This window comes from Pigmentiphaga aceris (genome assembly GCF_008119665.1).
Taxonomy (GTDB): domain Bacteria; phylum Pseudomonadota; class Gammaproteobacteria; order Burkholderiales; family Burkholderiaceae_B; genus Pigmentiphaga; species Pigmentiphaga aceris.
Genome location: NZ_CP043046.1, coordinates 5,271,105 through 5,295,814 on the forward strand (window position 1 = coordinate 5,271,105; position 24,710 = coordinate 5,295,814).

General features: G+C 61.5%; 24 protein-coding genes and 1 pseudogene. 15 read left to right on the top strand and 10 right to left on the bottom strand.

Annotation, left to right across the window (positions count from 1 at the left end; genetic code table 11):
• Nucleotides 1-85 precede the first annotated feature (85 nt).
• The 3 genes from FXN63_RS22715 to FXN63_RS22725 are packed head-to-tail and all read right to left on the bottom strand — an operon-like array spanning nucleotide 86 to nucleotide 2,260.
• Entirely contained in the window at nucleotides 86-1,027 is a 942-nt protein-coding gene (locus FXN63_RS22715; protein ID WP_148817805.1) for a phosphatidate cytidylyltransferase, read from the bottom strand.
• Nucleotides 1,024-1,620, bottom strand: coding sequence for a lysophospholipid acyltransferase family protein (locus FXN63_RS22720; RefSeq protein WP_148817806.1), 597 nt, complete (start codon nucleotides 1,618-1,620; stop codon nucleotides 1,024-1,026). Before FXN63_RS22720 ends, FXN63_RS22715 begins: the two co-directional genes overlap by 4 nt.
• Nucleotide 1,621: 1 nt before the next feature.
• Nucleotides 1,622-2,260 carry a CDP-alcohol phosphatidyltransferase family protein gene (locus FXN63_RS22725; protein WP_148817807.1) on the bottom strand — a complete coding sequence of 213 codons (639 nt, stop codon included), beginning with the start codon at nucleotides 2,258-2,260 and terminating at the stop codon, nucleotides 1,622-1,624.
• Between the two features lie 177 nt (nucleotides 2,261-2,437).
• Here FXN63_RS22725 and FXN63_RS22730 point away from each other — a divergent pair, with 177 nt between their 5' ends.
• The 8 genes from FXN63_RS22730 (at nucleotide 2,438) to FXN63_RS22765 (ending at nucleotide 8,119) form a co-directional block, all read left to right on the top strand.
• Nucleotides 2,438-2,827 carry a hypothetical protein gene (locus FXN63_RS22730; protein ID WP_148817808.1) on the top strand — a complete coding sequence of 130 codons (390 nt, stop codon included), beginning with the start codon at nucleotides 2,438-2,440 and terminating at the stop codon, nucleotides 2,825-2,827.
• Nucleotides 2,828-2,910: 83 nt separating this feature from the next.
• Nucleotides 2,911-3,213 carry a hypothetical protein gene (locus tag FXN63_RS22735; RefSeq protein ID WP_246164946.1) on the top strand — a complete coding sequence of 101 codons (303 nt, stop codon included), beginning with the start codon at nucleotides 2,911-2,913 and terminating at the stop codon, nucleotides 3,211-3,213.
• Between the two features lie 142 nt (nucleotides 3,214-3,355).
• The gene (gene metG, locus FXN63_RS22740; protein ID WP_148817809.1) at nucleotides 3,356-5,428 is read left to right on the top strand and encodes a methionine--tRNA ligase; all 2,073 of its coding nucleotides are present in this window, start codon (nucleotides 3,356-3,358) and stop codon (nucleotides 5,426-5,428) included.
• An 80-nt stretch (nucleotides 5,429-5,508) separates the two neighbouring features.
• On the top strand, nucleotides 5,509-5,700 hold the full coding sequence (locus tag FXN63_RS22745; RefSeq protein ID WP_148817810.1) for a DUF3460 family protein: 192 nt from the start codon (nucleotides 5,509-5,511) through the stop codon (nucleotides 5,698-5,700).
• 4 nt (nucleotides 5,701-5,704) lie between these two features.
• Nucleotides 5,705-6,583 (top strand): segregation and condensation protein A, encoded by an 879-nt coding sequence (locus tag FXN63_RS22750; protein ID WP_148817811.1) that lies wholly within the window; start codon nucleotides 5,705-5,707, stop codon nucleotides 6,581-6,583.
• A 34-nt stretch (nucleotides 6,584-6,617) separates the two neighbouring features.
• Nucleotides 6,618-7,460 (top strand): pantoate--beta-alanine ligase, encoded by an 843-nt coding sequence (gene panC, locus FXN63_RS22755; protein ID WP_148817812.1) that lies wholly within the window; start codon nucleotides 6,618-6,620, stop codon nucleotides 7,458-7,460.
• A gap of 94 nt (nucleotides 7,461-7,554) precedes the next feature.
• Complete coding sequence (locus tag FXN63_RS22760; RefSeq protein WP_148817813.1) at nucleotides 7,555-7,821, top strand: hypothetical protein; 267 nt, start codon at nucleotides 7,555-7,557, stop codon at nucleotides 7,819-7,821.
• Nucleotides 7,808-8,119 (top strand): cell division protein ZapA, encoded by a 312-nt coding sequence (locus FXN63_RS22765; RefSeq protein WP_148817814.1) that lies wholly within the window; start codon nucleotides 7,808-7,810, stop codon nucleotides 8,117-8,119. Before FXN63_RS22760 ends, FXN63_RS22765 begins: the two co-directional genes overlap by 14 nt.
• A gap of 320 nt (nucleotides 8,120-8,439) precedes the next feature.
• Here FXN63_RS22765 and FXN63_RS22775 read toward each other — a convergent pair whose 3' ends face one another.
• Both FXN63_RS22775 and FXN63_RS22780 read right to left on the bottom strand, forming a co-directional pair.
• Nucleotides 8,440-10,329, bottom strand: a complete 1,890-nt coding sequence (locus FXN63_RS22775) for a class I SAM-dependent methyltransferase (protein ID WP_148817815.1) — start codon at nucleotides 10,327-10,329, stop codon at nucleotides 8,440-8,442.
• Nucleotides 10,330-10,550: 221 nt separating this feature from the next.
• On the bottom strand, nucleotides 10,551-12,764 hold the full coding sequence (locus FXN63_RS22780; RefSeq protein WP_148817816.1) for a FepA family TonB-dependent siderophore receptor: 2,214 nt from the start codon (nucleotides 12,762-12,764) through the stop codon (nucleotides 10,551-10,553).
• A gap of 381 nt (nucleotides 12,765-13,145) precedes the next feature.
• On the opposite strand from FXN63_RS22780, the gene FXN63_RS22785 reads away from it, so the two are divergent.
• Nucleotides 13,146-13,919, top strand: coding sequence for an SIMPL domain-containing protein (locus tag FXN63_RS22785; protein WP_148817817.1), 774 nt, complete (start codon nucleotides 13,146-13,148; stop codon nucleotides 13,917-13,919).
• Nucleotides 13,920-14,080: 161 nt separating this feature from the next.
• Here the strand turns inward: FXN63_RS22785 and lgt are convergent, their stop codons facing one another.
• Nucleotides 14,081-14,911, bottom strand: coding sequence for a prolipoprotein diacylglyceryl transferase (lgt, locus tag FXN63_RS22790; protein WP_148817818.1), 831 nt, complete (start codon nucleotides 14,909-14,911; stop codon nucleotides 14,081-14,083).
• A 201-nt stretch (nucleotides 14,912-15,112) separates the two neighbouring features.
• Here lgt and ilvD point away from each other — a divergent pair, with 201 nt between their 5' ends.
• From ilvD to FXN63_RS22815, 5 genes are all read left to right on the top strand, one after another.
• A complete protein-coding gene (ilvD, locus tag FXN63_RS22795) occupies nucleotides 15,113-16,798 on the top strand; it encodes a dihydroxy-acid dehydratase (RefSeq protein ID WP_148817819.1) in 1,686 nt (561 codons plus the stop codon).
• 248 nt (nucleotides 16,799-17,046) lie between these two features.
• Complete coding sequence (locus FXN63_RS22800) at nucleotides 17,047-17,301, top strand: c-type cytochrome (RefSeq protein ID WP_148819722.1); 255 nt, start codon at nucleotides 17,047-17,049, stop codon at nucleotides 17,299-17,301.
• Nucleotides 17,302-17,467: 166 nt separating this feature from the next.
• Nucleotides 17,468-18,019 (top strand): peptide-methionine (S)-S-oxide reductase MsrA, encoded by a 552-nt coding sequence (gene msrA, locus FXN63_RS22805; protein WP_148817820.1) that lies wholly within the window; start codon nucleotides 17,468-17,470, stop codon nucleotides 18,017-18,019.
• Between the two features lie 106 nt (nucleotides 18,020-18,125).
• Entirely contained in the window at nucleotides 18,126-18,509 is a 384-nt protein-coding gene (locus FXN63_RS22810; protein WP_148817821.1) for a thioredoxin family protein, read from the top strand.
• Nucleotides 18,510-18,582: 73 nt separating this feature from the next.
• Nucleotides 18,583-19,167 (top strand): GTP cyclohydrolase II, encoded by a 585-nt coding sequence (locus tag FXN63_RS22815; RefSeq protein ID WP_246164947.1) that lies wholly within the window; start codon nucleotides 18,583-18,585, stop codon nucleotides 19,165-19,167.
• Between the two features lie 197 nt (nucleotides 19,168-19,364).
• Here the strand turns inward: FXN63_RS22815 and FXN63_RS22820 are convergent, their stop codons facing one another.
• The 4 genes and pseudogenes from FXN63_RS22820 to FXN63_RS27165 form a co-directional block, all read right to left on the bottom strand.
• Nucleotides 19,365-20,159: a SapC family protein gene (locus FXN63_RS22820; RefSeq protein WP_187394995.1), complete on the bottom strand. Its 795-nt coding sequence runs from the start codon at nucleotides 20,157-20,159 to the stop codon at nucleotides 19,365-19,367.
• A 188-nt stretch (nucleotides 20,160-20,347) separates the two neighbouring features.
• Complete coding sequence (locus FXN63_RS22825) at nucleotides 20,348-21,493, bottom strand: branched-chain amino acid ABC transporter substrate-binding protein (RefSeq protein ID WP_148817824.1); 1,146 nt, start codon at nucleotides 21,491-21,493, stop codon at nucleotides 20,348-20,350.
• A 249-nt stretch (nucleotides 21,494-21,742) separates the two neighbouring features.
• Nucleotides 21,743-22,969: a cystathionine beta-lyase gene (gene metC, locus FXN63_RS22830; protein WP_246164948.1), complete on the bottom strand. Its 1,227-nt coding sequence runs from the start codon at nucleotides 22,967-22,969 to the stop codon at nucleotides 21,743-21,745.
• 159 nt (nucleotides 22,970-23,128) lie between these two features.
• Nucleotides 23,129-23,293 (bottom strand): annotated as a pseudogene (locus tag FXN63_RS27165) (response regulator transcription factor); the annotation flags it as partial.
• Between the two features lie 365 nt (nucleotides 23,294-23,658).
• Between FXN63_RS27165 and FXN63_RS22840 the strand changes: the two are divergent.
• Nucleotides 23,659-24,564 (top strand): NAD(P)-dependent oxidoreductase, encoded by a 906-nt coding sequence (locus FXN63_RS22840; protein ID WP_148817826.1) that lies wholly within the window; start codon nucleotides 23,659-23,661, stop codon nucleotides 24,562-24,564.
• Nucleotides 24,565-24,710 lie beyond the last annotated feature (146 nt).

Genomic DNA, 24,710 nt, shown 5'->3' on the forward strand with positions numbered 1-24,710 from the left:
GCTGTGGACGTGCGCAGGAACTGCGGATGTCGCGGTGGCGAGACGCATGACGCCCCCGGCGGCCTCACGCCAGGGGGGGTCAGACTCAGGTATAGAAGTAGCGAACCAGGTGGAAGAACACCGGCGCGGCAAAGCTGACCGAATCCATGCGGTCCAGCGTGCCGCCGTGGCCTTCGATCATGGTGCCCCAGTCCTTCGCCCCCAGGCTGCGCTTGACCGCCGACAAGACCAGCCCACCCAACGCACCTGCGGCAACAATGGCCGCCGACATGCCCGCCGCCGCCAGCGGGCTGAAGGGGGTCAGCCACCACAGCGAGGTACCCACGGCCACGGCAACCAGGCCGCCGCCGATCAGGCCTTCCACCGTCTTCGACGGGCTGATGACCGGCGCAAGCTTGGTCTTGCCAAAGAGCTTGCCCACCACGTACTGCATGACGTCGCTGAACTGCACGATCAGCAGCAGGTAGAACAGCAGCAAGGCGCTCTGGCCTTCGTAGCCCGGAATCTTCAGCATCAACAAGGCAGGGGCACTGCTGATGCAGTAGATGGTGATCATCACCGCCCACTGGATTTTTGCGGTGCGTTCCAGGAAGTGCTCGGTGTCCTGGGTCAGCGTGCTCAGGGATGGCAGCAACAGGAAGCCGTACACCGGGATCATCAGCGAGAACATCGAATACCACGAGGTGCCAATCGTGTAGTACTGAAGCGGGATCATGATGAAGAACGCCACCGCCAGCGCGCGGTGATCACCGGGCCGCGTGGGCGTAAGCGTCACGAATTCGCGCAGTGCGAAGAAAGAGATCATCGCAAACAGAATCAGCGTGGCAAGCGGACCAACACCGAAGGCCACCGCGAAGATCGCGATCATCGCCCACCAGGCGCGGATGCGTGCGTTCAGATTCAGGACGACGGCGCGGCCGCTGTCGCTTTTGACGCGCCTGTGCAAGATGGCACCGATGATCGAGGCGAGCACCAGGATGCCCATCACCACGCCCATCAAATACATGAATTTCGTTTCTGGATTCATGATGCAAGGTCCACAACGGCTTGGCGCGCACGCACCAGAAAGTCTTCTTTCGATTCACCCTCGATACGCGCCAGCGGCGCACCGAAACGCACGGTGCAGATCAGTGGCACGGGCACAAAACTGCCCTTGGGCATGCTGCGATGCAGGTTGTCCAGGTATACGGGGATCAAGGCCACGTCGGGGAAAGCCTCGCCCAAGCGATACAGGCCGGACTTGAACTCACTGGGCAGCGGCTGCGCGGTGCGGGTGCCTTCGGGGAAGATGATCAGGCTGTCACCGGCCGCCAGCGCCGCTTTCAAAGGGCCAAGCGGATCGGCGTCGGGCGAGGTGCGGGTGCGGTCGATCAGCACGGCATTCAGGCCATCGAGCGCAATATGACGACGCAGCGGCGTCTTGCCCCAGTAGTCGGCCGCAGCCACCGGGCGCGTCTTGCGCCGCAATTCAGTAGGCAATGCCGACCACAGCGCCAAGGTATCGACGTGGCTGGTGTGATTGGCGAAATAAATGCACTGCCCCTCATAGGGCTTGGTATTCACATACCGGGCGACCGCGCCAACCAGCAGGCGCACGACCCACATCAGCAGATAGGCCATGTCAGACGTCCTTGAGTTGGCGGGCAATCGCCCAGGTGCGCGTGCCGCAAGTAATCAGGCTGCCTGCGGCAATGATGGCGGCAGCCACCAGCAAGGCCCAACGAGTACCGTTGAACCAAAGCTCTACCGCAGCGATCACGCACGCCACCGTCATGACGGCCATGCGCTGCTGCTTGGCAAACGGGCCACGAAAATCCTGCGCCAAGCCGATGGCCCCGCCGAACAGGCGCACATAGGCGGTCAGCGCGGCACCGAGCGCGCCCAGCCAACCCAGCCAGGGCATGCCAGCCGCGTAACCCAGTGCCACGATCAGCACCGAATCGGCCACGCGGTCGGGGAACTCGTTGTACAGCGCACCCACGGGGGATTTCTTGCCGCCCTCGATGGCAACCATGCCATCAAGCAGGTTGCAGATCAGGCGCGCCTGAATGCACGCCGCGCAGGCGATCAGCGCCCAGACGGTCGGTACCCACACCAGCAGCGCGGCACCAACCGCAGCGAACACGGCACTGGCGACGGAAATCTGGTTGGGGGTGATGTTGCCGGCGGCCAGCGAGCTTGCCGCGCGGCCGGCCCAGCGGTGCGAGCGGGCAGCAATCGGACGACGATTGGCGTCCTCGGTCTTGGGTTCCGTGCTCATCGGGTCATGCCTTGGTGGGTGGGCAGAGCGCAATTATCGTCTAAGTGTGTACCCGCACTACGTATCACCCAGACGAAACCTTTTATGCTTGGCGCGCGCTGATTATCAAGCAGCCACGCGCCAACGAACACCCGACAGGGTTTGGTCTCTAATATTTACTTACCAAAGAGAGGCGGGATGCCTGTTGACCGCAAAGTGACCTACCAGCTGGCAGAAGCGCTGCTGCAAGCTATCAAAGACGCAGACCCAGCTGCGTTGCTGACCTACGGCGTGACCCCTGCCATTCATGAAGAAATCATCGAGGAACTGGATAGCTCGGGCGAGAACATTGCTGCATTGACGCTCGCGCCTTACGAGGTCGCATTCACACCGGACAGGACAGGCAGAATCCCGGTCGACAGCTATCAGACGAACGGCGCGTCACCCCAGACCATAGTTGCCTGCCAGCTGTGGTGCGGGGGAAGCAAGACCGATCTCACTTTGACTGCTGACCAGGTGGAAAAACCAAATCAGGTGGAAAGCCAGGATGGTGCCTCCTTGGTATTCCGGTTGCTGGAAACGCAATAGGTCTGCTGACAGGTTTGCTTGTTTACACCCGCGATGCACCGGGAACCTTTGCGACGCCCGCCACTCTGTTTATGATGACTGACATGATCCAGACCATCTTCCGCACCGCCCTCCTTGCCGCGCTGGCAATCGCTGGTTTCACGCTGGCGATCATCGTCATGCTCGGCACGGCGCTGGTAATCGGTTTCCTGTACTTGCGCGCCAAGATCACCGGCAAGCCCTTCCTGGGCCAGGCGATCTGGGCTCTTCGCCCCACGGCCGCGCGCTGGGGCTTCCCAGGCCAGACCCGGGCAAGTGGCCCGGAGGCCGACCAGCCGGTCGGTAGCGCTCGCCCGGTGTCGGGCCGTGGCGACATCATCGACGTGGAAGTCCGCGAAATCCGCTGATCTGGCGACTTTCCGCCGTCCTGTCGGAAAGGACGGCGGCAGCAAATCAGCCTTTGGATTGCTATCCAGACACGACCGGCGCGCGATTAATCGCGCGGCAGACTAGAATCGTGGGTTCTGCTTCGTAACGATTCCTTCCACCATGCCGCGTACGATCTTCGTCACCACCGCACTGCCCTACGCCAACGGCTCGTTCCACATCGGCCACATCATGGAGTACATCCAGGCCGATATCTGGGTGCGTGCCACGCGAATGCAGGGTCACACCGTGCATTTCGTGGGTGCAGACGACGCGCACGGTGCGCCGATCATGCTGAAGGCGGAAAGCGAAGGCATCACGCCCAAGGAACTCGTCGCGCGCATCGCCGCCGAGCGCCCGCAGTACCTGAACGGCTTCAATATCGAGTTCGATCACTGGCATTCGACCGATTCGGACGAAAACACCGAGCTGTCGCAGTCCATCTACCGCAGCCTGAAGGCGGCGGGGCTGATCACTACCCGCGTGATCGAGCAGTTCTACGACCCGGTCAAGGGCATGTTCCTGGCCGACCGCTACATCAAGGGCGAGTGCCCCAAGTGTGCCGCCAAGGACCAGTACGGCGATTCCTGCGAGGTCTGTGGTGCGGTGTACTCGCCCACCGACTTGAAGAACCCGTACTCGACCTTGACCGGTGCCACGCCGGTGCTGAAGGAATCGGAACACTACTTCTTCAAACTGTCGGACCCGCGCTGCGTTGAATTCCTGAAGGAATGGACGGCCGGCAAGCGCCCGAACGGCGCGCCGCGCCTGCAATCCGAAGTCTTCGCCAAAACGCGCGAATGGCTGGGTGAAGACGGCCAGCTGGGTGACTGGGACATCTCGCGCGATGCACCCTACTTCGGCATCGAGATTCCCGACGCCCCGGGCAAGTACTTCTACGTGTGGCTGGACGCGCCGGTCGGTTACCTGGCCTCGCTCAAGTCCTATTGCGCCAAGACCGGCCTGGACTTCGATGCCCTGATTGCGCCTGATGCTTCTACTGAGCAAGTGCACTTCATCGGCAAGGACATCATCTATTTCCACGCGCTGTTCTGGCCCGCCATGCTGAAGTTCGCCGGCCGCAAGACGCCGGACGCGATCAACGTGCACGGCTTCATCACAGTCAGCGGCGAAAAGATGTCCAAGAGCCGCGGCACCGGCATTTCGCCGCTGCGCTATCTGGACATCGGCATGAACCCGGAATGGCTGCGTTATTACATCGCTGCCAAGCTGAACCCGAACGTCGAAGACGTGGACTTCAATCCGGACGATTTTGTCGCCCGCGTGAACAGCGACCTGATCGGCAAGTACGTGAATATTGCCAGCCGCGCTGCCACCTTCATTTCGCGCCACTTCGACGGTGCGCTGGACTGCAAGGATGCAGACGGCGCGTTCGCCCAGCAACTGCAGGACACCGCCAACCGCGTGGCCGAACTGCTGGACGCACGCGGCTACGGCCAGGCGATCCGCGAAATCATGGCGTATGCCGACCAGGTCAATCAGGCCTTCGATACCGCCCAACCGTGGGTGCTGGCCAAGTCGACCGAGCCGGCCCAGCGTGAAGCGCTGCAAACCGTGTGCTCGCGTGCCATCGCCAGCTTCAAGGCCTTGTCGGTGATGCTGTCGCCAGTGCTGCCGGCGCTGACCAAGCGTGTGGCCACCGAGCTGTTCCAGCTTGACCGCACCTTCGTCTGGGCCGACGCCGGTGTTCTGCCGACCAAGATTGCTGCCTACCAACACCTGATGCAACGGGTCGATCCCAAGCTGCTGGATGCGCTGTTCGAAGCACCTGCCGCTGCCGAACCGGCCGTTGAAGAAGCACCGGCCGCACTGCCCGGCGGTGAGGCCATCGCGCCCACCATCAACATCGACGATTTCGCCAAGCTCGACCTGCGCATTGCGCGCATCGTCGACTGCAAACTGGTGGAAGGTTCGACCAAGCTGCTGCAACTGAGCCTGGACGTGGGCGAAGGCCGCTTGCGCAACGTGTTCTCGGGCATTCAGTCGGCATACAAGCCGGAAGACCTGATCGGCAAGCTGACAGTCATGGTCGCCAACCTGGCACCGCGCAAGATGAAATTCGGCATTTCCGAGGGCATGGTGTTGGCTGCCAGCCACGCCGATGGCAAGGTAGACGGCGGAATCTACGTGTTGGAACCTGTTGTCGGGGCCCAGCCCGGCATGCGCGTCGGCTGATCCACAACTGGCGTTACACTGCGCGCACTCGGGACCCCTCCCGGTGCGCGGCATCCTCGATCACGATCAGCAGGCACCCCATGATCAACAACTACGAATCCGAAATCACCAACTTCCTGAAAGACCTGAAGGAACAGCGCCCGACGCTCGAAGCCGAGCAGCGCGAAGGCCGTGGTCGCCTGTGGGACAAGACCCTGAATTCCGAACTCGAAGACGGCTTCCGTGACGGCCGCGTCCAGCAACGCCCGTACGTCTACCAGACCGAAAGCTGAACACGTGGCCGCACGCGGGACCAGGCAGCCGTCGCAAGACCTGACGGCGCTTGCGCAACCGCCTGTCGATTCCACGGCCAACGTGGTGGACGGCGTGGCGCTCGCGCGTCTGTATGGCGAACCGCTGTTTGCCATACCGACCGATCTGTACATCCCGCCCGACGCGCTTGAGGTCTTTCTTGAGACCTTCGAAGGTCCGCTGGATCTGCTGCTGTACCTGATCCGCAAGCAGAACTTCAATGTTCTCGATATCCCGATGGCGCAGGTCACCAGGCAGTACCTGTCCTACATCGACCAGATCCGCGAACACAATCTTGAACTGGCCGCCGAATATCTGCTGATGGCCGCGCTGCTGATCGAGATCAAGTCGCGCATGCTGTTGCCGGTCAAGAAAGCCAATGCCGACGAAGAGCCGGAAGATCCGCGTGCCGAACTGGTGCGCCGACTGCTGGAATACGAACGCATCAAGCTGGCCGCTCGGGAAATCGATCGCATACCGCAATACGGCCGGGATTTCATGCGCAGCCAGGTCCACCCTGACCTGACTACCGAACGTCCGCTACCCGAAGTCAATGTGGACATCTTGCGTGCTGCCTGGGCCGATATCATTGGTCGCGCCAAGCTCAATGCGCACCACAAGATCACCCGGGAAACCCTGTCGGTCCGTGATCACATGAGCCAGATCCTGCGTCGTCTGCAGGGGGTGCGCTTCATGGAGTTCACCGAACTGTTCATGGAACGCGTGCGCGAAGGGGCCGGCCCGGCGGTGATCGTAGTGCACTTCATTGCGATGCTCGAATTGGCGCGTGAGTCGCTGCTCGACATCACCCAGGGCGAGCCTTACGCCCCCATTTACGTCCGGCTTGCCTACACGGCGACCTGACCCGTCCATACGCTGACTTTTTTACGGATACCGCATGAAGGTTGTCCACACTATCGAAGAACTGCGCGACCAGTTGCGCGGGCAGTTGCGTGTCTCGTTCGTGCCCACCATGGGCAATCTGCATGAGGGCCATCTGGCCTTGATGAAACTCGCGCGCCAGCACGGTGATCCGGTGGTGGCCAGCATCTTCGTCAATCGCATGCAGTTCGGCCCGAACGAAGACTTCGACCGCTATCCGCGCACGCTGGCGGCCGACATCGAAAAGCTCGAACGCGACCGCAACGTCTACGTGCTGTTCGCCCCGGACGAAAAAGAGATGTACCCCGAGCAGCAAAGCTACCGGGTGCAGACGCCTGACGGCCTGGGCAATGCGCTGGAAGGTGAATTCCGCCCGGGCTTCTTCACGGGCGTGTCCACGGTCGTGTTGAAGCTGCTGTCCTGTGTACAGCCGCGCGTGGCCGTGTTCGGCAAGAAGGACTACCAGCAACTGATGATCGTGCGCGCCATGTGCCGCCAGTTCCAGTTGCCGGTCGAGATCGTGCCGCATGAAACCGTGCGCGCCAGTGACGGCCTGGCGCTGTCCTCGCGCAACATGTACCTGACCGAGGCTGAACGCGCCGAAGCACCGCAACTGTATGCGGAACTGCAAGCCTTGCAGGCTCGACTGAAATCCGGCGACATCGATCCGGCACAGCTGGAACACGCAGCGACGGCTGCGTTGAACGGGCGCGGCTGGGACGTGGACTACATCTCGGTGCGCCGCCGTTCCGATCTGCAAGTGCCCGTTGGCGACGATGTGCAAGCCGGTACGCCGCTGGTTGCACTGGCCGCCGCCCGTCTGGGCGCGACCCGTCTGATCGACAATCTGGAGCTCTGAGTGTGCGGCAGGCCCGCGCTGCGGGCCGCCGGCGAGCACTACGAGTAGTAACAAGTCCCCACGTCTGCAAAGCAGATCGATTACGATGGCGCCCATGCTTGAAGACCTCGATCATCTCGCGAGTCGCATCAGCGACCTCGCCCTTCACGTACAGGCGGTACGCACGGACAACCAGGCGCTGCGCGCTGAAGTGGCTGCGCGCGACGCGGAGATCCTGCGCCTGCGCGGGGCGCTGACCGAAGCCTATACCCAGGTCAACCTTATGCTCGACCGGTTGCCGGCCTTGCAGCCGACGGAACCTGAAGAGACCGAGTCGGTCACCGATGACCTGCTTGATCGGAGCGCGCATGGAACGCATTGACGCCAATATCCTCGGGCGCGATTACTCGCTGATGGTCCCCCCCGAGGAAAAACCGAAGCTTGAAGCGGCCGTGCGTTATGTGGACGAACGCATGCAGCAGATCAAGACTTCGGGAAAAATGCTGGGCACCGAGCGCATTGCCGTCATGGCCGCCATTCAGATGGCGGGCGAACTGTTGAACATTCGGTCACCGGATGGTCCGCTTGGCGCGCTTGCAGTGGGTGAGTACAAGCGTAGAATCGACGAAATGAATTCACTTCTCGACCAGGCAATGGAACCTCAAGAGAAGCTGTTCTGATAAGATTAGCTTTCCCTGCAGTGTTCGCTACTGGCCTTATATTTCCTGCACCAATGCCTCGGCATAGGTTTCGGAATATCACTCGGCAGGCGTGCTCGTCTCTCTGTCAGATGAGCCCAATGTCAGGTTGACTGGAGCCAACTTGAACTCAGGTTCAGGATGCCGGCCAAACGACACAGGCGGGGATTTATTCAACGGCCTCTTGCTGACAAGCAAGAGGCCGTTTCCGTTACTGTTTCCATTTGTGGGTTTGGTCGAATGTCATGTCGACCAGTGCCATGATGATGCGAGGAACCTGACGGGTCCCCGCGCCGCGCGCCCTACCCCGCAATCACGCCCAAGGTGCGCCAGACGGGCACGACATTGCGCATGGCATCCCGCAGCGCATCCGACAGCGCATTGGCGCTGGGCAGGCCAGACGCCAGCGCCTGACCCCGACCCGGCAACGCACGCAGGCCATCCAAGCGCGCACCCACCGCCTGCAGCAACGCATCCCAGCGCAGCGCAGGTGAGGTCAGCAAGGCATTGGCAAGTGCCATCAACCACGGCTCGACACTGATCGCCGAGCCGATGGCCGGTGCCGCCAGCCACCCGTAACCCTCCCCGCGCAATACCGCCCCGGTGATCGCCAGGTTGAAGGACTGGGCACGTCGGGAATTGATGCTGGTCAGCAGCATGGGGTGTGCAACGCCCGCATCGACCAGCAGCTGGAACACCGGATTCAAGATGCCGACACGCGGCGCAAACGTGGCATGACGGGCCATTTGCGCAAAGGACTGCGGCCCTTGCATGCTCAGCACTTGCAGGGCCGGTGCCAGCGCCGCCCCCCAAGGCGCATGGGGCCGCAGGCGGGCATCGGGGTTGGTGAGCAAGGCATTGGCTTTGCCTGGTATGCCAATCAGCTTCTGCGCCATCAGCACGTGCCGGTGCGCGTCGGCAGACAAGGGCTTGGCATGCCGCAGGAAGATGTCGTGGCGCATCGACTGCCGGGCAGCCAGCGCACGGGCAGTCTCGCGCAGCGCACCGTGCGGCAAGGATGCCAGCAAGGGACGCAGCGCAGGGGCGATCGCGAATTCGTCGATGTTGTCGCCCGGCTGCGCGCTGCCCAGCCAGGTGCAATCCACCTTGGCCAAGTCACCGATCACATCGCCCACATGCTGCGGTGCCCAGTGAGGAGCCATGAACTCGTGCGCCAGGTAACGCGGATCGCTTTCCAACGCACGCGCGATTTCCTTCAGCTGCGCCGGGTGTTCGGCCAGCAGGCTGCCTTCGGCGCTGCCCAGTTCTTTCAGGAAACGCAGCGCAGCGATGACCTTTTCCGACGAAGACCCCGACACCGTGGCGGCGTAGTCGGCCAGCAGGCGCTGCATGCCCACGAACCAGGACATGCCCGGGTGGCAGGAATAGGTCAAATACAGCATGCCGCCCGGCTTCAGGAAACGGGCCACGAAACGCAGAATAGCGTCGCGGTCTTCATCTGACACCCAGGCGTAGACCCCCACGACCGAGATGAAGTCAAAGCCTTCGACGAAATCGGCATCGCGGCTCAGGTCCGAGGTATCACGATCCGGGCTGGGGGCTGTCGTACCTGGAACTGGTGTACCTGGAACCGCGGTATTCCGGCCGGCCCCTGATGACGCCTGCGCACTTCGTGCAGAGACGCCCACCAAGGACTGCAAGTCGCGCTCAAGAAAGCGGACATTGGTGACATCGGCCTCGGTCGCCAAAGCCCTTGCCTGCTTGATGTGCGCCGCATTGAAATCGACGCCGACAAAACGCCCCTTGGGATAGGCAGCAGCCGTCAGCACCGTTCCGTAACCCGGCCCGCAGCCCAGTTCACACCAACGCAAGGCAGCAGCCGGATCAGGTGCCGCATAACCCAGCGCACCCGCGACGAAATGCAGCCAGGCCGGCGTGGCATGGCGGTGGAACAGGCTCAGGTAGCTGATGTCATCGACATAGCCGGGGGCGTCGGTCGTGTTGGATGCACCGGCAGCACCGGCCGCCCCAGGCACACCACCCGCCTGCGGCTGTTTGAACGGTTGCAGCGCTGGCTGTGCTGCAGCCGCGCCATCGCCCCGCACGATGCCAGGCGGATTACCTGATGCAGCACCTGCGGCAGCACCCGTAGCAGCACCCGCACGCGCACCGTCAGGGGCTTGTCCTCGACTTCCATCGCGAGCCCCCTCGCTGAAACCGTCGCGAGACATACCGGGGGGCGGCTGGACCAACATGGCTTTTCTCTCTTTCAGAAACCGGAAACGACAACGCGGCGCGCCCCATCAAGGGACGCGCCGCGCTGCAAGCAAACGACAGTGCTCAAATCGGACCAGCGTCGGGCAATGCCCGGACGCGATCAGATCAGGCAGATGACAAGCGTGGCCGGCAGTCGATTCAAAGGAATTTCCCGCCGGTCATGGCTTGCCCGCGATCAGAATGACGACGTTACCGTCGCATAGATCATGCGTCCGGGTTCATTGTAGGTCGCCGCGCCCGAGCCTGCCGAATTCCCTTCACGGAATTGACGCTTGTCGAACAGATTCGAAATACCGACACGCATGCGCAGATTGCGATTGAACTCGTAACCCGTGCTCACGCCCCACAAGGCATACGGGTCAACCTTCTGCTGAGACACGCCGCCGATGCTGCCGCGTGCTTCGACAAAGCGCGGCGGTTCTTGTTCGCCGTAGAAGGTCGCGGTCAACTGTGCCGACCACTGCCCATTGATCTGCCAGTCGAGCGAAGAATTGACCGTGTATTCCGGCACCAGCGACAAGGGGTTGCCAGTGGTCTTGTCCTTCGATTCGAGCATGTACGTGGCGTTGGTGCTCCACTTCAGGCTGCTGGTCAGCGGCACCAGCAGATTGCCTTCCAGACCTTCGACCAGCGCCTTGCCGGAATTGGTCCACTGCAACACGTTCTGGCCACCGCTGAAGCGGTAGATCGATGTGCCGGAAACAATCTTGTTGCGGTAGTCGTTGCGGAAGTAGGTTGCGCCGGCACTGTAGCCGTTCGATTCCCACGCCAGGCCGATTTCCTTGTTGACGCTGATTTCCGGGCTCAGATCGGGGTTGCCGACCAGATAGCAGCCACCGCTGGCGATCTGGATCGGGCAACCGTTACCCATCGTGAACAGCAGGTAATTCGGGTTCGACTGATACAGGTTCGGTGCCTTGTACGCACGCGCAATGCCGCCCTTGATCGACAAGGTGTCGGTCAGCTGATGCGACGCGTTCAGGCTCGGGCTCCAGTTGGACCCGAATTCATCGTGGTGATCCAGACGCAGACCCGGGGTCAGGATGGTGCCGGACATCACTTCGATGTTGTCTTCGGCAAACAAGGCCGCCGTACGCGCACGCGCGACGGGGTTGCGATCAAGCGGGTTTGCAGTCGTGCCCGGAATGACGGTGGTGCCGGAACCAGTGCCCAACAACGTGGTGACCGGATCATCCAGGCGTTCATTGCCCCATTCACCACCGACCGTGATCACCTGATTGAAGCGGCCACGCACGGGCATGCTCAGGTCACCGAACAGACGATAGTTCTCAAGTTGGCTGGTGCCGAATTCGCTGGTGTTGATCTGGCCTTCGATCGATCCGCCCAAGCCTTCGCGCAAACGCGTGTTGTCCGTTTTTTCAAGCTGCAGACCAAGACGCGAGGTGCCGAAGGACCAATCACCCTTGTGGGTCAGCGCGTAGTTCTGGCGATACATGCGGTTGGTTTCAGAGCCTTGAGCAGCCAGCGCTCGCGTCAGGGCACTGCTGTTGCCGTTCTGCGAGTCGCCAGCATAGATGTTGCCTTGGCGGCTGAAGCCTGCTTCTAAATCAAGCGTCTGATTCGGAGTCAGCTTCCACGACAGCAAGGTATTGATGTCGCGGTTGCGCACACCCTCACGACCAGCCGGCAGCGTGCCAGCAGGGGTGTCGGGGCGAATGTTGATGCTGGGCGAATCACTGTCGGTCTTGCTGAGATTGCCGTACACGCGGAAAGTCAGCGCGTCTGTCAGCGGGCCGCTCAGGTTGAAGTTCATGCGACGGGTGTCGCCTTCTTCCGAATGCTGATGCATGTTGCCGTAGACCGTCACCGAGCCGCTGAGCTTGTCGGTGGGACGACGCGTGATGATGTTCACCACACCGCCTGCTGCGCCGGAACCATAACGGGCCGCAGCCGGGCCGCGAATGACTTCGATGCGTTCGACTTCTTCGGCCGGTACCCAGTTGGTGTCACCACGTGTGTCGCGTTCACCGCGCCAGCCGTAGCGCACCGAGTTGCGCGAACCGACGGGCTTGCCGTCGATCAGGATCAAGGTGTTTTCCGGGCCCATGCCGCGCAGATCGATCTGGCGGTTATTGCCGCGCTGGCCGGACGAGCTGTTGCCGGTCAGATTCACGCCGGGCATGGTGCGGATGATGTCGGACAGATCATTGGCCGGCGGACGCTTGCGGATGTCTTCGGCAGTAATGATCGATGAACCAGGAGCTTGCTTGATCTCTTCCTCTGCAGTGCCCAGCACCTCGACGGATTCCAGGGCACGCACGGGTGTGGCGGGAGCCTGGGCGTGGACAGAGAAAGAAGCGCTGAGCGCGCACAGTACGGCCAGGCGCGCGTAATGCACGCGATTGGGAAGACGGTTGGCGGAAGTCATGAAGTCCTGCAAAGCAGCCCGCGCTGCGCAGTCGGAAAGGCCTGCGACAACATCAACGGGAGAAGAATGAGCCGGCGGGGAAAACACCGTCGGGCGACGCTTCGCTCTAATGCAAACAAGAACGATTCGCATAATCGTAGCAAACTATCACCAAATTTTTAAGCTTCTGTTCAGGAAATCCACACTTGACGCACAGTTTTTTGATTTGCTGCAGACAACGCCTGATGCTTTTTGAACTTGCCATAACCAGTCGTTGGTTACAGCTGGTCAGACCAGCAACACGCTGACGCGGCACAAGCCCATTTGCTTTGGTCTACTGCAGATATGCAGGCCGTTCGACATGCCCCCACGGCGCTCGGCCTGCCTTAACAAGGAACATTCATGAGCTTTTCGTTTAGCCGCAGTGCCCGCCCGGCCTTCTCTTCCCGCCTGAGCCTGCTGGGTGCAGGCGTTCTGCTTGCCATGTCGGCCGCCCCGGTTCTGGCGCAGGACCGCCCTGCGCCACCTCCGGGCCGTCACGCAGAAATGCGTGAGCCGCGCCTGCCTACGCTGACATTGGATGCAGCGGCCCGCAGCGAAGTCGCCCAGGACACGGTTCAGGTGACGATGGCCTATGAAACCGAGGCAGCCGATGCCGCCAGCGTGTCCGCCGCGCTGAACAAGGTGTTGAAGGCAACGCTTGACGACGCACGCGGCAAGGCGGGAGTGACGGCGCGCAACGGCGGTTATCAGGTCTATCCGACCACCGACGACAAGGGCAAGATCAGCGCATGGCGCGGCCGTGCCGAAGTGGTGCTGGAGTCCCGCGACTTCGAAGCCACGTCTGCCCTGACCGGTACGCTGGGCTCCCGCATGGCGGTCACCGGCATCTCGTTCTCGCTGTCGGATCAGGCGCGTCAGGCGGAAGAAGCCAAGCTGCTGGTCGAGGCCGCCAACGCGTTCCGTGAACGCGCCAAGAACGCCGTGCAGGCCTTCGGCTTCGCGGACTACACCGTGGCCACCCTGGGCCTGAGCGGCAGCGGCGTGGTCTCGCGCCCCCAGCCGATGATGATGCGCGCGGCATCGATGAGCAAGTCCTCGCCGGTCGAGATCGCCGGTGGCCAGGCGGAAGTGACGGTGTCGGTGACCGGCACGGTGAAACTGGTGACGAAGTAAATCTGGTGATGTGCCCAAGCCCGGCATGATGCGGGCTCCGGCATGAAAAAACGGACGATGCGCCTACCTGGCACATCGTCCGTTTTGCATTGCGCGCAATCTGCAGCCTTCCAGTTCAGGTAGCCACGGATTCAATCGATCCGTGGCCAGCCTGCCCTGCCTCAGCCTTGCGCAGCCAGCCGCGCCCGGCGCGCTGCGATTTCCTGCGAGTCCAGCGGTTTGCCACGCGCCATCTTGAACATCACGATGCCGATCACGATCATCGGCAGCGACAAGTATTGACCCATCGTCAGACCACCCGCCAGGAAGCCCAGGAAGTTGTCCGGTTCACGGGCGAATTCGGCCAGGAATCGGAACAGGCCGTAACCGATCAGGAACAGGCCGCTGACTTGTCCTACCGGACGCGGCTTGGACGAGAACGCCCACAGGATCACGAACAGCAGCATGCCTTCCAGCGCGAACTGGTACAGCTGCGACGGATGACGTGCGATCGTGTCGCCAGCCTGCGGAAACACCATGCCCCAGGGCAGATCGGTGGCCCGGCCCCACAGTTCGCCGTTGATGAAGTTGCCCATGCGGCCAGCGGCCAGGCCCAGCGGAATCAGCGGAGCCAGAAAATCGCCGACTTCCAGGAATTTCCAGCCACGGCTGCGCCCGAACAGCCAGATGACCAGCAACACGCCGATCAGGCCGCCGTGGAAGGCCATGCCCCCCTGCCAGACGTAAAAAATCTCCACAGGATGGCTCAGGTAATACCCGGGCTTGTAGAACAGCACATAACCCAGCCGCCCGCCCAGCACCACACCCAGAATGCCGTAGAACAGCAGGTCGTCCAGATCGCGTACGGTCAGGATCGCATTGCCCTTGGCGATGCGCCAGCGGCCAAGCAACCACACCAGCGCAAAGGCGATCAGGTACATCAAACCGTACCAACGGATGGCAATCGGCCCTAACTGGAGCGCGATGGGATCGAACTGGGGGTGCACGAGCATGAGGTCAAGCCTGTTGGTCGGATTCTAGGGACCGGGGCATGATACCGAAGTGCCGATTACGGATTGCTGCACACAAATTCCGTATAACGAAATATCACGATTTGACGTGACCTGCGGGGTGCGTGAGACTCTGGCGGGATTTTCCGAATTCATGCGCGCATAGGCCATTTTGCCGCGCGCGCTCATCGTCAGGGAAGCAGCATGCCGAACAACGATCGCTCGAAAAACATCACCCACGGCGTTGCACGTGCCCCCAACCGGGCCATGTACTACGCGCTCGGCTACACCGAAAAAGACTTCGACAACCCGATGATCGGCGTGGCCAACGGCCACTCCACCATCACCCCCTGTAATGCCGGCCTGCAAGTGCTGGCCGATCGTGCGATTGCCGCGATCCGCGAGTCGCAGGCCAATCCGCAGGTATTCGGCACGCCCACCATTTCAGACGGCATGTCGATGGGCACCGAAGGCATGAAGTATTCGCTGGTGTCGCGCGAAGTCATTGCCGACTGCGTGGAAACCGCCGTGCAAGGCCAGTGGATGGATGGCGTGGTGGTGATCGGCGGCTGCGACAAGAACATGCCGGGCGGCATGATCGGCATTGCGCGCATGAACGTGCCGGCCATCTATGTCTATGGCGGCACCATCAAGCCGGGCCGCCACAAGGGCAAGGACATGAACATCGTGTCGGTGTTCGAGGCCGTCGGCGAGTTCACCATGAAGCGCATCGACGCCAAGGAATTCAAAGAGATCGAGGAATGCTCGATCCCCGGCACCGGTTCGTGCGGCGGCATGTACACCGCCAACACCATGAGCTCGTCGTTTGAGGCGCTGGGCATGAGCCTGCCCTACTCCAGCACCATGGCCAACGAAGATGCGGAGAAGGCGGATAGCGCCGCCGAATCGGCGCGTGTGCTGGTGGAAGCCGTGCGCAAGGGCATCAAGCCGCGAGACATCATCACCCGCAAGTCGATTGAAAATGCCGTGTCGGTCATCATGGCCACCGGTGGCTCGACCAATGCCGTGCTTCACTTCCTGGCGATCGCGCACGCAGCAGAAGTGCCGTGGACCATCGATGATTTCGAACGCATCCGCCTGCGTGTGCCGGTGCTGTGTGACCTGAAACCCTCGGGCAAGTACGTGGCCACCGACCTGCATCGTGCCGGCGGCATTCCGCAGATCATGAAGCTGCTGCTGAACGCCGGCCTGCTGCACGGCGACTGCATCACCATCACCGGCAAGACGATTGCCGAGACCCTGGCCGACATCCCGGACGAGCCGCGCGCCGACCAGGACGTGATCTACCCGATCAGCAAGGCCATCTACAAGCAGGGTCACCTGGCCATCCTGAAGGGCAATCTGTCGCCGGAAGGCTGCGTGGCAAAGATCACCGGTCTGAAGAACCCGGTCATCACCGGGCCGGCACGCGTCTACAACTCGGAAGACGATACGATGGCGGCCATCATGGCCCAGCAGATCAAGCCGGGCGATATCGTGGTGATTCGCTACGAAGGCCCCAAGGGTGGTCCCGGCATGCGCGAAATGCTGGCTCCGACCTCGGCGCTGGTTGGTCAAGGACTGGGCGAAAGCGTGGGCCTGATCACCGACGGCCGGTTCTCGGGCGGCACCTGGGGTATGGTGGTCGGTCACGTCGCGCCGGAAGCCCAGGTGGGCGGCCTGATCGCCTTGATCGAAGAAGGCGATTCGATCACCATCGACGCGCACCAACAGTTGCTGCAACTGAACGTGGCGGACGATGTGATTGCCGAGCGCCGCGCCCGTTGGGTCGCACCACCGCCGCGTTACACGCGCGGCGTGCTGGCCAAGTTCGCCAAGCTGGCCAGTTCGGCCAGCAAGGGCGCTGTCACTGACTTGTTTGAAGATTGAGACGCATGGGAAAGGCATTTCCGAGGCGACTGCACTGCGCAGTCGCACTCGCGGTACTGATGGGACTGGCGGGCTGCCAGGACAAGGCGGCTGACAAGCCAGCAAGCGGTGGGTCGGCGGGAGGTAGTTCGACAAGCAGTGGTGCGACAAGCCCCACTGCTGCAGGCACCACACCTGCAAGCCCCACGGCAAGCACTACAACAAGCAACAGCGCACCCGCCAAAGCGGATTCGTCGGCAGCCACCAGCATGACCGGCGAAGCCTTGGCCCGCGCCAGAACCTGTCTGGCCTGTCACCAGGTCAATCGCAAGCAGGTCGGGCCGTCCTACCAGGACGTTGCGGCACGTTTCGCCGGCAACCCGGACGCCGTGCCGATCCTGGCCAACGCCATCCGCAAGGGCGGACGCGGTCAGTGGGGAGCCGTGCCCATGCCCGCTCAACCGCAGGTAAGCGAAGCAGAAGCTGCAGAACTCGCACGCTGGATTCTGACGCTCAAGCCCTGAAGCACACCGCTGCGCGCATGCCATTCACGATGCGCGCAGCAACAGTGCTTTCCGCCACGCGCATGAATATCCGACAAATTCGCTCTGGAATCCGCTTTTACCGCCCCCATATCCTGAAGGTAGCGATGACCTTTCCGGTCGTTGCTGGTAATCAGCGAGGGCGAGCATGACGCAAAGACTAGAGCAGGCAGTGCTGGGTGGCGGCTGTTTCTGGTGCGTGGAAGCCGTATTCCAGGAGCTTGAAGGCGTGACCGAGGTGCAGTCGGGTTATACCGGCGGACACCTCGATCGCCCGACCTACGAGCAGATCTGCACTGCTACTACCGGACATATCGAAATAGCTACCGTCACCTATGACGCGGATGTGATTTCGTATCGGGAAGTTCTGCAGGTATTCTTCGCGACGCACGATCCAACCACGCGTGATCGGCAGGGCAATGACGTCGGTCCGCAGTACCGTTCGGCGATTTTCTGGCAGGACGAAACCCAGCGGGATGTCGCGCTGGCACTGATCGAGGAACTCAACGCGGACAATGTCTTCGGCGCGCCCATCGTCACCGAAGTGCGCGAGGCAGAGACCGTGTGGCCGGCCGAGGACTATCATCGGGACTACTTCCGACGCCACCCGCAGCAAAGTTACTGCGCGTTTGTGATTGCGCCGAAGGTGGCCAAGCTGCGCAAGCAGTTCGCACACCGCCTGAAGTCCGCCACGCAATGAACAGCCGGTCGCGTGCAGACGCGGCCCGCAAGACCTGATAAACGTCCGATCCCGCCTGTCCATCTGGACGGGCGACGACCCTCAGATTCCCTTGGGAGTAATGCACATGACCGTACGTGAACTCGACGCCCAGACCTTCTCGGGTGCCATCGAAGAAAACGGCACGTTGATCGTCGACTTCTGGGCCCCCTGGTGTGGCCCGTGCCGCAGCTTCGCGCCTACCTTCGACGCCGCATCGGACAAGAACCCCGACGTGAGCTTTGCCAAGGTCAACACCGAAGACCAACAGGAACTGGCGACTGCCCTGCGCATCCGCTCGATTCCGACGCTGATGGTGTTCCGTGAGCAGATCCTGCTGTATTCGCAGGCAGGTGCCCTGTCGGCCGGCCAGCTCGACCAGTTGCTGACCCAGGTCAAGGAGCTCGACATGGACCAGGTCCGCGCCGAGATCGCTGCCGGGGAAACCAAGCAGTCATCGGAACAGGCCTGAGGCCTGCACGTCAGCAAGCATGTAATAAGCCAGCAGGCCACGCGTCTGCTGGCATAAGTCAGAAGGCATGAAGATGGTTACCGTCAGACAGCGCGTCGACATCCCGCTCCAGGACGTCCCGGTCACACCCGACTTTGTGTCGTTCGAGGGCGTGCTGAAAGAGCATATCGCGCTGGTGTTTCCCAGCCCCGTGGCCGGCACCACGCCGCTCGTGCGCGTGCATTCCGAGTGCATCACCGGCGAGGTCTTCGGCTCGCAATTGTGCGACTGCGGTCCCCAACTGCGCGAAGCGCTGGCCCTGATTGCGCGTCAGGGCGGTGTGCTGCTGTACCTGCGCCAGGAAGGACGCGGCATCGGCCTGTACGCCAAGCTGCAGGCCTATTCGCTGCAGAAGCAGGGTCTGGATACTTTCGAGGCCAACCGGCACCTGAACCTGCCCGAAGACAGCCGCAGTTTTGAAGATGCCGCCAAGATGCTGGATGCGCTGGGCATCAACAAGATCCGTCTGCTGACCAACAACCCGGACAAACAGGCGCAACTGGAGCAGTACGGTATCGAGATCGAAGATATCGTACCGACCGGGGTGTATCTGAACCCGCACAACCGGCGTTATCTGGAAGCCAAGGTGAAGCTGCGCGATCACAAGATCGCGTTCTGATCCTGTCCACGCGCGGTTTGATGGCGCGCAAAAAAACCGGCTGCTGAACCATTCTGTTGCCTTGGATGTTGATCCAAGCTTGAGGAACGGTTCAGCAGCCGGTTTTTTATTTCATGACTGCTTGTCTGCAATGGCTTGGAAAAGCCACTGCAAGCAGATCAGGCACCGCCCAGGCTATCTGCCTGGACGCCACACCATCAGTGGAACTTCAGATCGCCGTCATCACCCAGCGTGAAACCACCCAGGTTGCCCAGGGGTTGCGTCAGCTGCTGGTGTTGCAAGGCCAGATCGCGCTGGATGGTGCCCAGGCGCTCAAGCAGTGCCAACTGGCCGATCGACAGCAGCTGTGCGTAGATCAGCGGCAGTGCCGAGGCCGCGCGCAGCTTCAGGAAGTCTTCGTCAGACAGCTGGTTCAGGCGTGCCTCGTCGATGCGGAACAAGCCCGTCACCGGCACTTGCTGCTCACCGGACTGCACCGAAATCGGCCACGGCTGCATCAGGCCTGCCGCCACCACCGCATTCACCGCCAACTGGGTGGGAATACGGTTCTGTTCGGTCTGGGCCAGGAAGTTCAGCGTATCGAGAATGTTCTGTGTGGGCTGGCCGTTCTCATTGAAGAAAGGCTCATTTCCTTCGGGCGTGTCCGAGATCAAGCCCGAGGCCTCGTCGATGCACAGCACGGCATCGGCACCCGGCTCGGGGCTGACCAGGTGGAACGGGTGTGCGCGCAAGGCGGCAGGCACGTAGTTGCCCAGCCATTTGCCGTCGGGGCCGATATACAGGTTGTTGCCAGGCGTGGGCGAGGTGAATGCCACCAGCATATAAATATCGCCGGCCTGGATAAAGCCGATCGGCATCGACACAGAGGCCTTCGCGATTTCCGCGCCGACCAAGGGGATTACCTGGCGATCAGCCGCAAACAGGAAGCCGCTGGGACGGCGCCAGAATTTTCCGGCGAGGTTTTGCGGGCTGAGTGCTAGCAGTTGGGACATCTGGGTCATTCCTTTCGCAAGAGACTGGCTCGATTGTAGAACGCGTACGCTTTCAGGGTATTTTCAGCAAGTAAAAAGCCGGCACACCGCCATGGGCGGTGTGCCGGCTTTCTATCTGAGTCTGTCGGTCTTCAGGCTTTCGGTCTTGGAGCGACTACCCCAAGACACCTGCCGCGACCCAATGTCGATCAGCGGATGGTCGACAACTCGGTACGCTCACCAGCCTTGTAGGTGTACAGCGTCAGCGCGCCGTTCTTGATGTCGCCATACTGGTCGAAGGCGATGTTGCCGGTCACGCCCGGGTAGTTGATCTTGAACAGCTCAGGACCGTACTTGGCCGGGTCGATGGAATCGGCCTTCTTCATGGCTTCGACCATCACCATGATCGAGTCGTAGACGTACGGTGCGTACAGCTGCACGTCGGCGTTGAAACGAGCTTTGTACTTGGCACGGAAAGCTTCCATGCCCTTCTTTTCTTCGCCCACCACACCACCAGCTTCGGCGCAGACAACCTTGCCTTCACCAATGGCATCGCCAGCCAGACGGGCCAGCGACGAGGTGCACAGACCGTCACCGCCCATGAAGTTGGCATTGATGCCCAGCTGCTTCATCTGACGCAGCATCGGACCGGCAACTGCGTCCATGCCGCCGAAGAACACCACTTGCGGGTTGGTCGACTTGACCGAGGTCAGCACAGCCTGGAAGTCGGTTGCACGGTCCGTCGTGTATTGGCGGCTGACCACCTTGCCACCGGCTGCCGCCACCGACTTCGCGAACTCTTCTGCCACGCCCTGACCGTAGGCCGTGCGGTCATCCAGCACCGCAACTTCCTTGCCCTTCAGTTCGTTAACGGCGTATTTGCCCAGCGTGCCGCCCAGCTGACCGTCATTGGCCACCACACGGAAGGTCGTGTTGTAGCCCTGCTTGGTGTAGGCCGGGTTGGTCGATGCGGGCGAAATCTGCACGATGCCTGCGTCGTAATAGATCTTGGATGCGGGAATCGAGGTGCCCGAGTTCAAGTGGCCGATGACACCGGCGATATTGGCATCGACCAGTTTCTGGGCGGCGGCAGTACCTTGCTTGGGATCGGACGCATCGTCTTCCGCCAGCAGTTCAAACTTGGCTTTCTTGCCGCCGATGGTGATACCGGCCTTGTTCAGATCCTCGATCGCCATGCGCGCCGAGTTTTCCATGTCCTTGCCCAGATGCGCGATCGGGCCGGATGTCGGCGAGACATGGCCCAGCTTGACGACGACTTCCTGAGCAACGGCGGTGCCACCGATCAGCGTGAATGCTGCGGCAACGGTCAACGGCAACAATTTCTTGGCAAACATCGTAGCTCCTCGCCCCCCAATGGGCAGTTGATCTTTCAAGTGATCTATTTTGGTTTGCCGATTTTCATCAGCAAATAATGCAGGTCGGGTTAATCGACTTCAGGTCATGCGTGTCGCAAGCATGTGAACACCCCATGAGGTGAACACCCTATCCACACGTGACCTTTGTCGACTTTATTTTTCCGGCGACGTGAAAACGTCGGGTTGTTCAAAACATTACACGAGGCAATATGGTTATGTCACTAGCGTTCACGCGCCGTGCAGCGCTGACATGCCGCGCAGCAGATCGGCACGCAGATCGGCCTCGGCCTCCAGGCCGATATTCAGACGCACGATGTGTCCGCCTGGCTCACCGTTCTGGCCTGCCACCTTGCCGCGCATGGCGCGATAAACCAGCGCCAGACTCGCCGTACCGCCCCAGCTTGCGCCAATACCGAACAACTGCAGCGAATCGACAAAGCGTGCAATCGCCGCGTCGTCATATTGCGGATCGAACACCACGCTGAACAGGCCACTGCTGCCGGTGAAATCGCGCTTCCAGGTTTCATGGCCCGGGCAGCTGGGCAGCGCCGGGTGCAGCACGCGTTGAATCTCCGGGCGGGCTGCCAGCCAATTCGCCATCGACAAGGCAACATCACCCACGTGCTTCAGGCGCAAGGCCATGGTCTGCATGCCGCGCAAGACCAGGAAGGCATCATCGGCACTGACGCCAAAACCGATTTCGTGCGAGGTTTCGCGCACACGGTGCCAGCCGGCATGGTCGGCGGTAACCACTGCGCCCATCAGCAGATCGCCGTGTCCGCCGTGATATTTGGTCAGCGCCTGGACCGACAGATCGGCCCCCTTTTCAAACACGCGCAGCAAGCTGCCCGACGACCAGGTGTTGTCGACCGCCACCTGCGCACCATGCGCATGCGCCACCTTGGCAATCGCCGGCAAGTCGGCCACTTCCATGGTGATCGACCCGGGCGTCTCGACCCAGACCAGCCGCGTGGCGGGCGTCATCAGTGATTCGATATCGGCACCGATCAACGGATCGTAAAGCGTGTGGGTAATGCCCAGGCGGCTCAGCAAGCCCTTGGCCAATATTTTGGCTGGCACATAGGCGTTCGACGGAATCAGCACGTGATCACCGGCCGACAGGCACGACAGCATGGCGAGCGATACGGCCGACAGGCCAGACGGCGTCAGCAGCGCGTTATAGCCACCTTCCCAGTCGGCAACGGCTCGCGACAGCGGCAAGGTAGTCGGAGTGTGCGACAGACCATAGTTGTAGCGAGTCTCGTCGAAGCCATCTCGGATTTCATGATCGTGTACCGACGGAAAAAGCACCGTGGACGCATGATGAACCGGCTGGGTGAGGCTGGCGAAACCTGCGGGCGCAGGCGCGGTGTGGATAAGACGGGTGACGGGGCTGGCATCAGCCAGCATGCGCTGGCGCGCTGCGCGGCGTGCTTCGTCGGACGGACCGGACATCGGACTGTTCCTGCTTCAATAAGAACCGTCGATGATACGGCCGAGCCGACGCCTTGTGGAGCCGCCTTACTTGAAAGCGGGACGATCAGGTTCGTGAAGCGTCGATCCGATCGGGCGACTGCGCGCCTCGGTCATGACGGACGCCATCTGCTGACTGTAAATGGTTCCGGCAAGCTCGACGGCATTGCGCACGCCCATCTTGGACAGAACACGGGCACGATGCACCTCGACCGTGCGAATCGAAATACCGAGCGTGTGGGCGATGAGCTTGTTGGGCAGACCGTCCAATAACAGTGACATGACTTGGCGCTCGCGCTGGGTCAGCGGGCGAGGAGCAGAAGTGACAAGCGAAGGCTGGCGGGCAGGTAAGACGATAATCTCCTGGAGAAAAGCTCCGCGCTCAATTCGGATAACCCAAGAGCAACACGTCAGCGCGGTAGAGCAAAGTCTTTCATAGAGGCAGTGTCAGCCACTACTGGCAACCCTTACAGGACGCTGATTCGGGCTAATCATCCGGTCATAACATGACTTGCAGGCAGAGCTTTTTACCGGCTACCAAAGCTTAGGATCAAGGCTGCTGACGCGGGCATCTATCGAACAAATGTGGTGCAATTCCCAGACACCCTCCGGCCCAGTGCCGGCGCAATTTCTACGCGTTTTCTGTTCGCTTTTCGGAGATCCCCGTACCCATGAGTTCCATCGCTGACAAGACATACGAAACCCTTCCCTCGCAACGCGTGGCCTTTCTGGGCCTCGGTGTAATGGGTTATCCCATGGCCGGTCACCTGGCGCGTGCCGGCCATCGGGTCACGGTGTACAACCGCACCCGTGCCAAGGCTGATGCCTGGGTCGCAGAGTTCGGTGGCAACGCTGCTGCTACGCCGCGCGAGGCTGCCGCAGCGGCCGACATCGTGTTCGCGTGCCTGGGCAACGACGATGACCTGCGCAGCGTCGTGCTGGGTGAAGATGGGGCCTTGGCAGGCATGAAGTCCGACACGGTCTTTGTCGACCACACCACCGCCTCGGCCTCGGTGGCGCGCGAGCTGTATGCCGCGGCAGGCGAACAAGGCGTTCGCTTTGTCGACGCCCCGGTATCCGGTGGTCAGGCGGGAGCGGTCAACGGTGCGCTGACGGTCATGTGTGGCGGCGATCAAGCCGACTTCGACCGCGTGCGCCCGGTTGGCCTGGTGTTCTCGCGTGCGTTCACGCGCATTGGCGAATCGGGTGCCGGCCAGTTGGCCAAGATGGTCAACCAGATCTGCATCGCAGGCATCGTGCAAGGCCTGTCAGAAGCCGTGGCATTTGCCGAACACGCCGACCTGGATGTGAAGCTGGTGCTGGATGTCATCAGCAAGGGCGCAGCCCAAAGCTGGCAGATGGAAAATCGTGGCGGCACCATGGTCGATGGCAAGTTCGACTTCGGTTTCGCCGTGGACTGGATGCGCAAGGATCTGGGCCTGGTGCTGGAAGAAGCGCGTCGCAACGGTGCGCGGGTGCCGGTGACGGCGCTGGTGGATCAGTTCTATGCCGATGTGCAGCAAAAGGGCGGCAATCGCTGGGACACGTCCAGTCTGGTGACGCGTCTGCGCGATTGAGCTTGCGCGTTTAGCGTTGCAGCGCAGCCGCGCAGCGCTTCTAGGCAGCATGAAAAAAACCGGAATGCCTGACGGCGTTCCGGTTTTTTTGTTGTCCAAGATCGGGCCAAAAACCAGGACCGCACGAATCCGCACCACTCGATTCA

Bases quoted from the DNA above. Each gene is read 5' to 3' on its own strand.
- FXN63_RS22780 (WP_148817816.1), bottom strand. From the start codon at position 12,764: ATGACTTCCGCCAACCGTCTTCCCAATCGCGTGCATTACGCGCGCCTG.
- FXN63_RS22810 (WP_148817821.1), top strand. From the start codon at position 18,126: ATGACCGTACGTGAACTCGACGCCCAGACCTTCTCGGGTGCCATCGAA.
- FXN63_RS22735 (WP_246164946.1), top strand. From the start codon at position 2,911: ATGATCCAGACCATCTTCCGCACCGCCCTCCTTGCCGCGCTGGCAATC.
- FXN63_RS22800 (WP_148819722.1), top strand. From the start codon at position 17,047: ATGACCGGCGAAGCCTTGGCCCGCGCCAGAACCTGTCTGGCCTGTCAC.
- ilvD (WP_148817819.1), top strand. From the start codon at position 15,113: ATGCCGAACAACGATCGCTCGAAAAACATCACCCACGGCGTTGCACGT.
- FXN63_RS22785 (WP_148817817.1), top strand. From the start codon at position 13,146: ATGAGCTTTTCGTTTAGCCGCAGTGCCCGCCCGGCCTTCTCTTCCCGC.
- FXN63_RS22775 (WP_148817815.1), bottom strand. From the start codon at position 10,329: ATGTCTCGCGACGGTTTCAGCGAGGGGGCTCGCGATGGAAGTCGAGGA.
- FXN63_RS22815 (WP_246164947.1), top strand. From the start codon at position 18,583: ATGGTTACCGTCAGACAGCGCGTCGACATCCCGCTCCAGGACGTCCCG.
- FXN63_RS22825 (WP_148817824.1), bottom strand. From the start codon at position 21,493: ATGTTTGCCAAGAAATTGTTGCCGTTGACCGTTGCCGCAGCATTCACG.
- FXN63_RS22820 (WP_187394995.1), bottom strand. From the start codon at position 20,159: ATGTCCCAACTGCTAGCACTCAGCCCGCAAAACCTCGCCGGAAAATTC.
- FXN63_RS22725 (WP_148817807.1), bottom strand. From the start codon at position 2,260: ATGAGCACGGAACCCAAGACCGAGGACGCCAATCGTCGTCCGATTGCT.
- FXN63_RS22840 (WP_148817826.1), top strand. From the start codon at position 23,659: ATGAGTTCCATCGCTGACAAGACATACGAAACCCTTCCCTCGCAACGC.
- FXN63_RS22760 (WP_148817813.1), top strand. From the start codon at position 7,555: ATGCTTGAAGACCTCGATCATCTCGCGAGTCGCATCAGCGACCTCGCC.
- FXN63_RS22720 (WP_148817806.1), bottom strand. From the start codon at position 1,620: ATGGCCTATCTGCTGATGTGGGTCGTGCGCCTGCTGGTTGGCGCGGTC.
- metG (WP_148817809.1), top strand. From the start codon at position 3,356: ATGCCGCGTACGATCTTCGTCACCACCGCACTGCCCTACGCCAACGGC.
- FXN63_RS22765 (WP_148817814.1), top strand. From the start codon at position 7,808: ATGGAACGCATTGACGCCAATATCCTCGGGCGCGATTACTCGCTGATG.
- panC (WP_148817812.1), top strand. From the start codon at position 6,618: ATGAAGGTTGTCCACACTATCGAAGAACTGCGCGACCAGTTGCGCGGG.
- FXN63_RS22745 (WP_148817810.1), top strand. From the start codon at position 5,509: ATGATCAACAACTACGAATCCGAAATCACCAACTTCCTGAAAGACCTG.
- lgt (WP_148817818.1), bottom strand. From the start codon at position 14,911: ATGCTCGTGCACCCCCAGTTCGATCCCATCGCGCTCCAGTTAGGGCCG.
- metC (WP_246164948.1), bottom strand. From the start codon at position 22,969: ATGTCCGGTCCGTCCGACGAAGCACGCCGCGCAGCGCGCCAGCGCATG.
- FXN63_RS22715 (WP_148817805.1), bottom strand. From the start codon at position 1,027: ATGAATCCAGAAACGAAATTCATGTATTTGATGGGCGTGGTGATGGGC.
- msrA (WP_148817820.1), top strand. From the start codon at position 17,468: ATGACGCAAAGACTAGAGCAGGCAGTGCTGGGTGGCGGCTGTTTCTGG.
- FXN63_RS22730 (WP_148817808.1), top strand. From the start codon at position 2,438: ATGCCTGTTGACCGCAAAGTGACCTACCAGCTGGCAGAAGCGCTGCTG.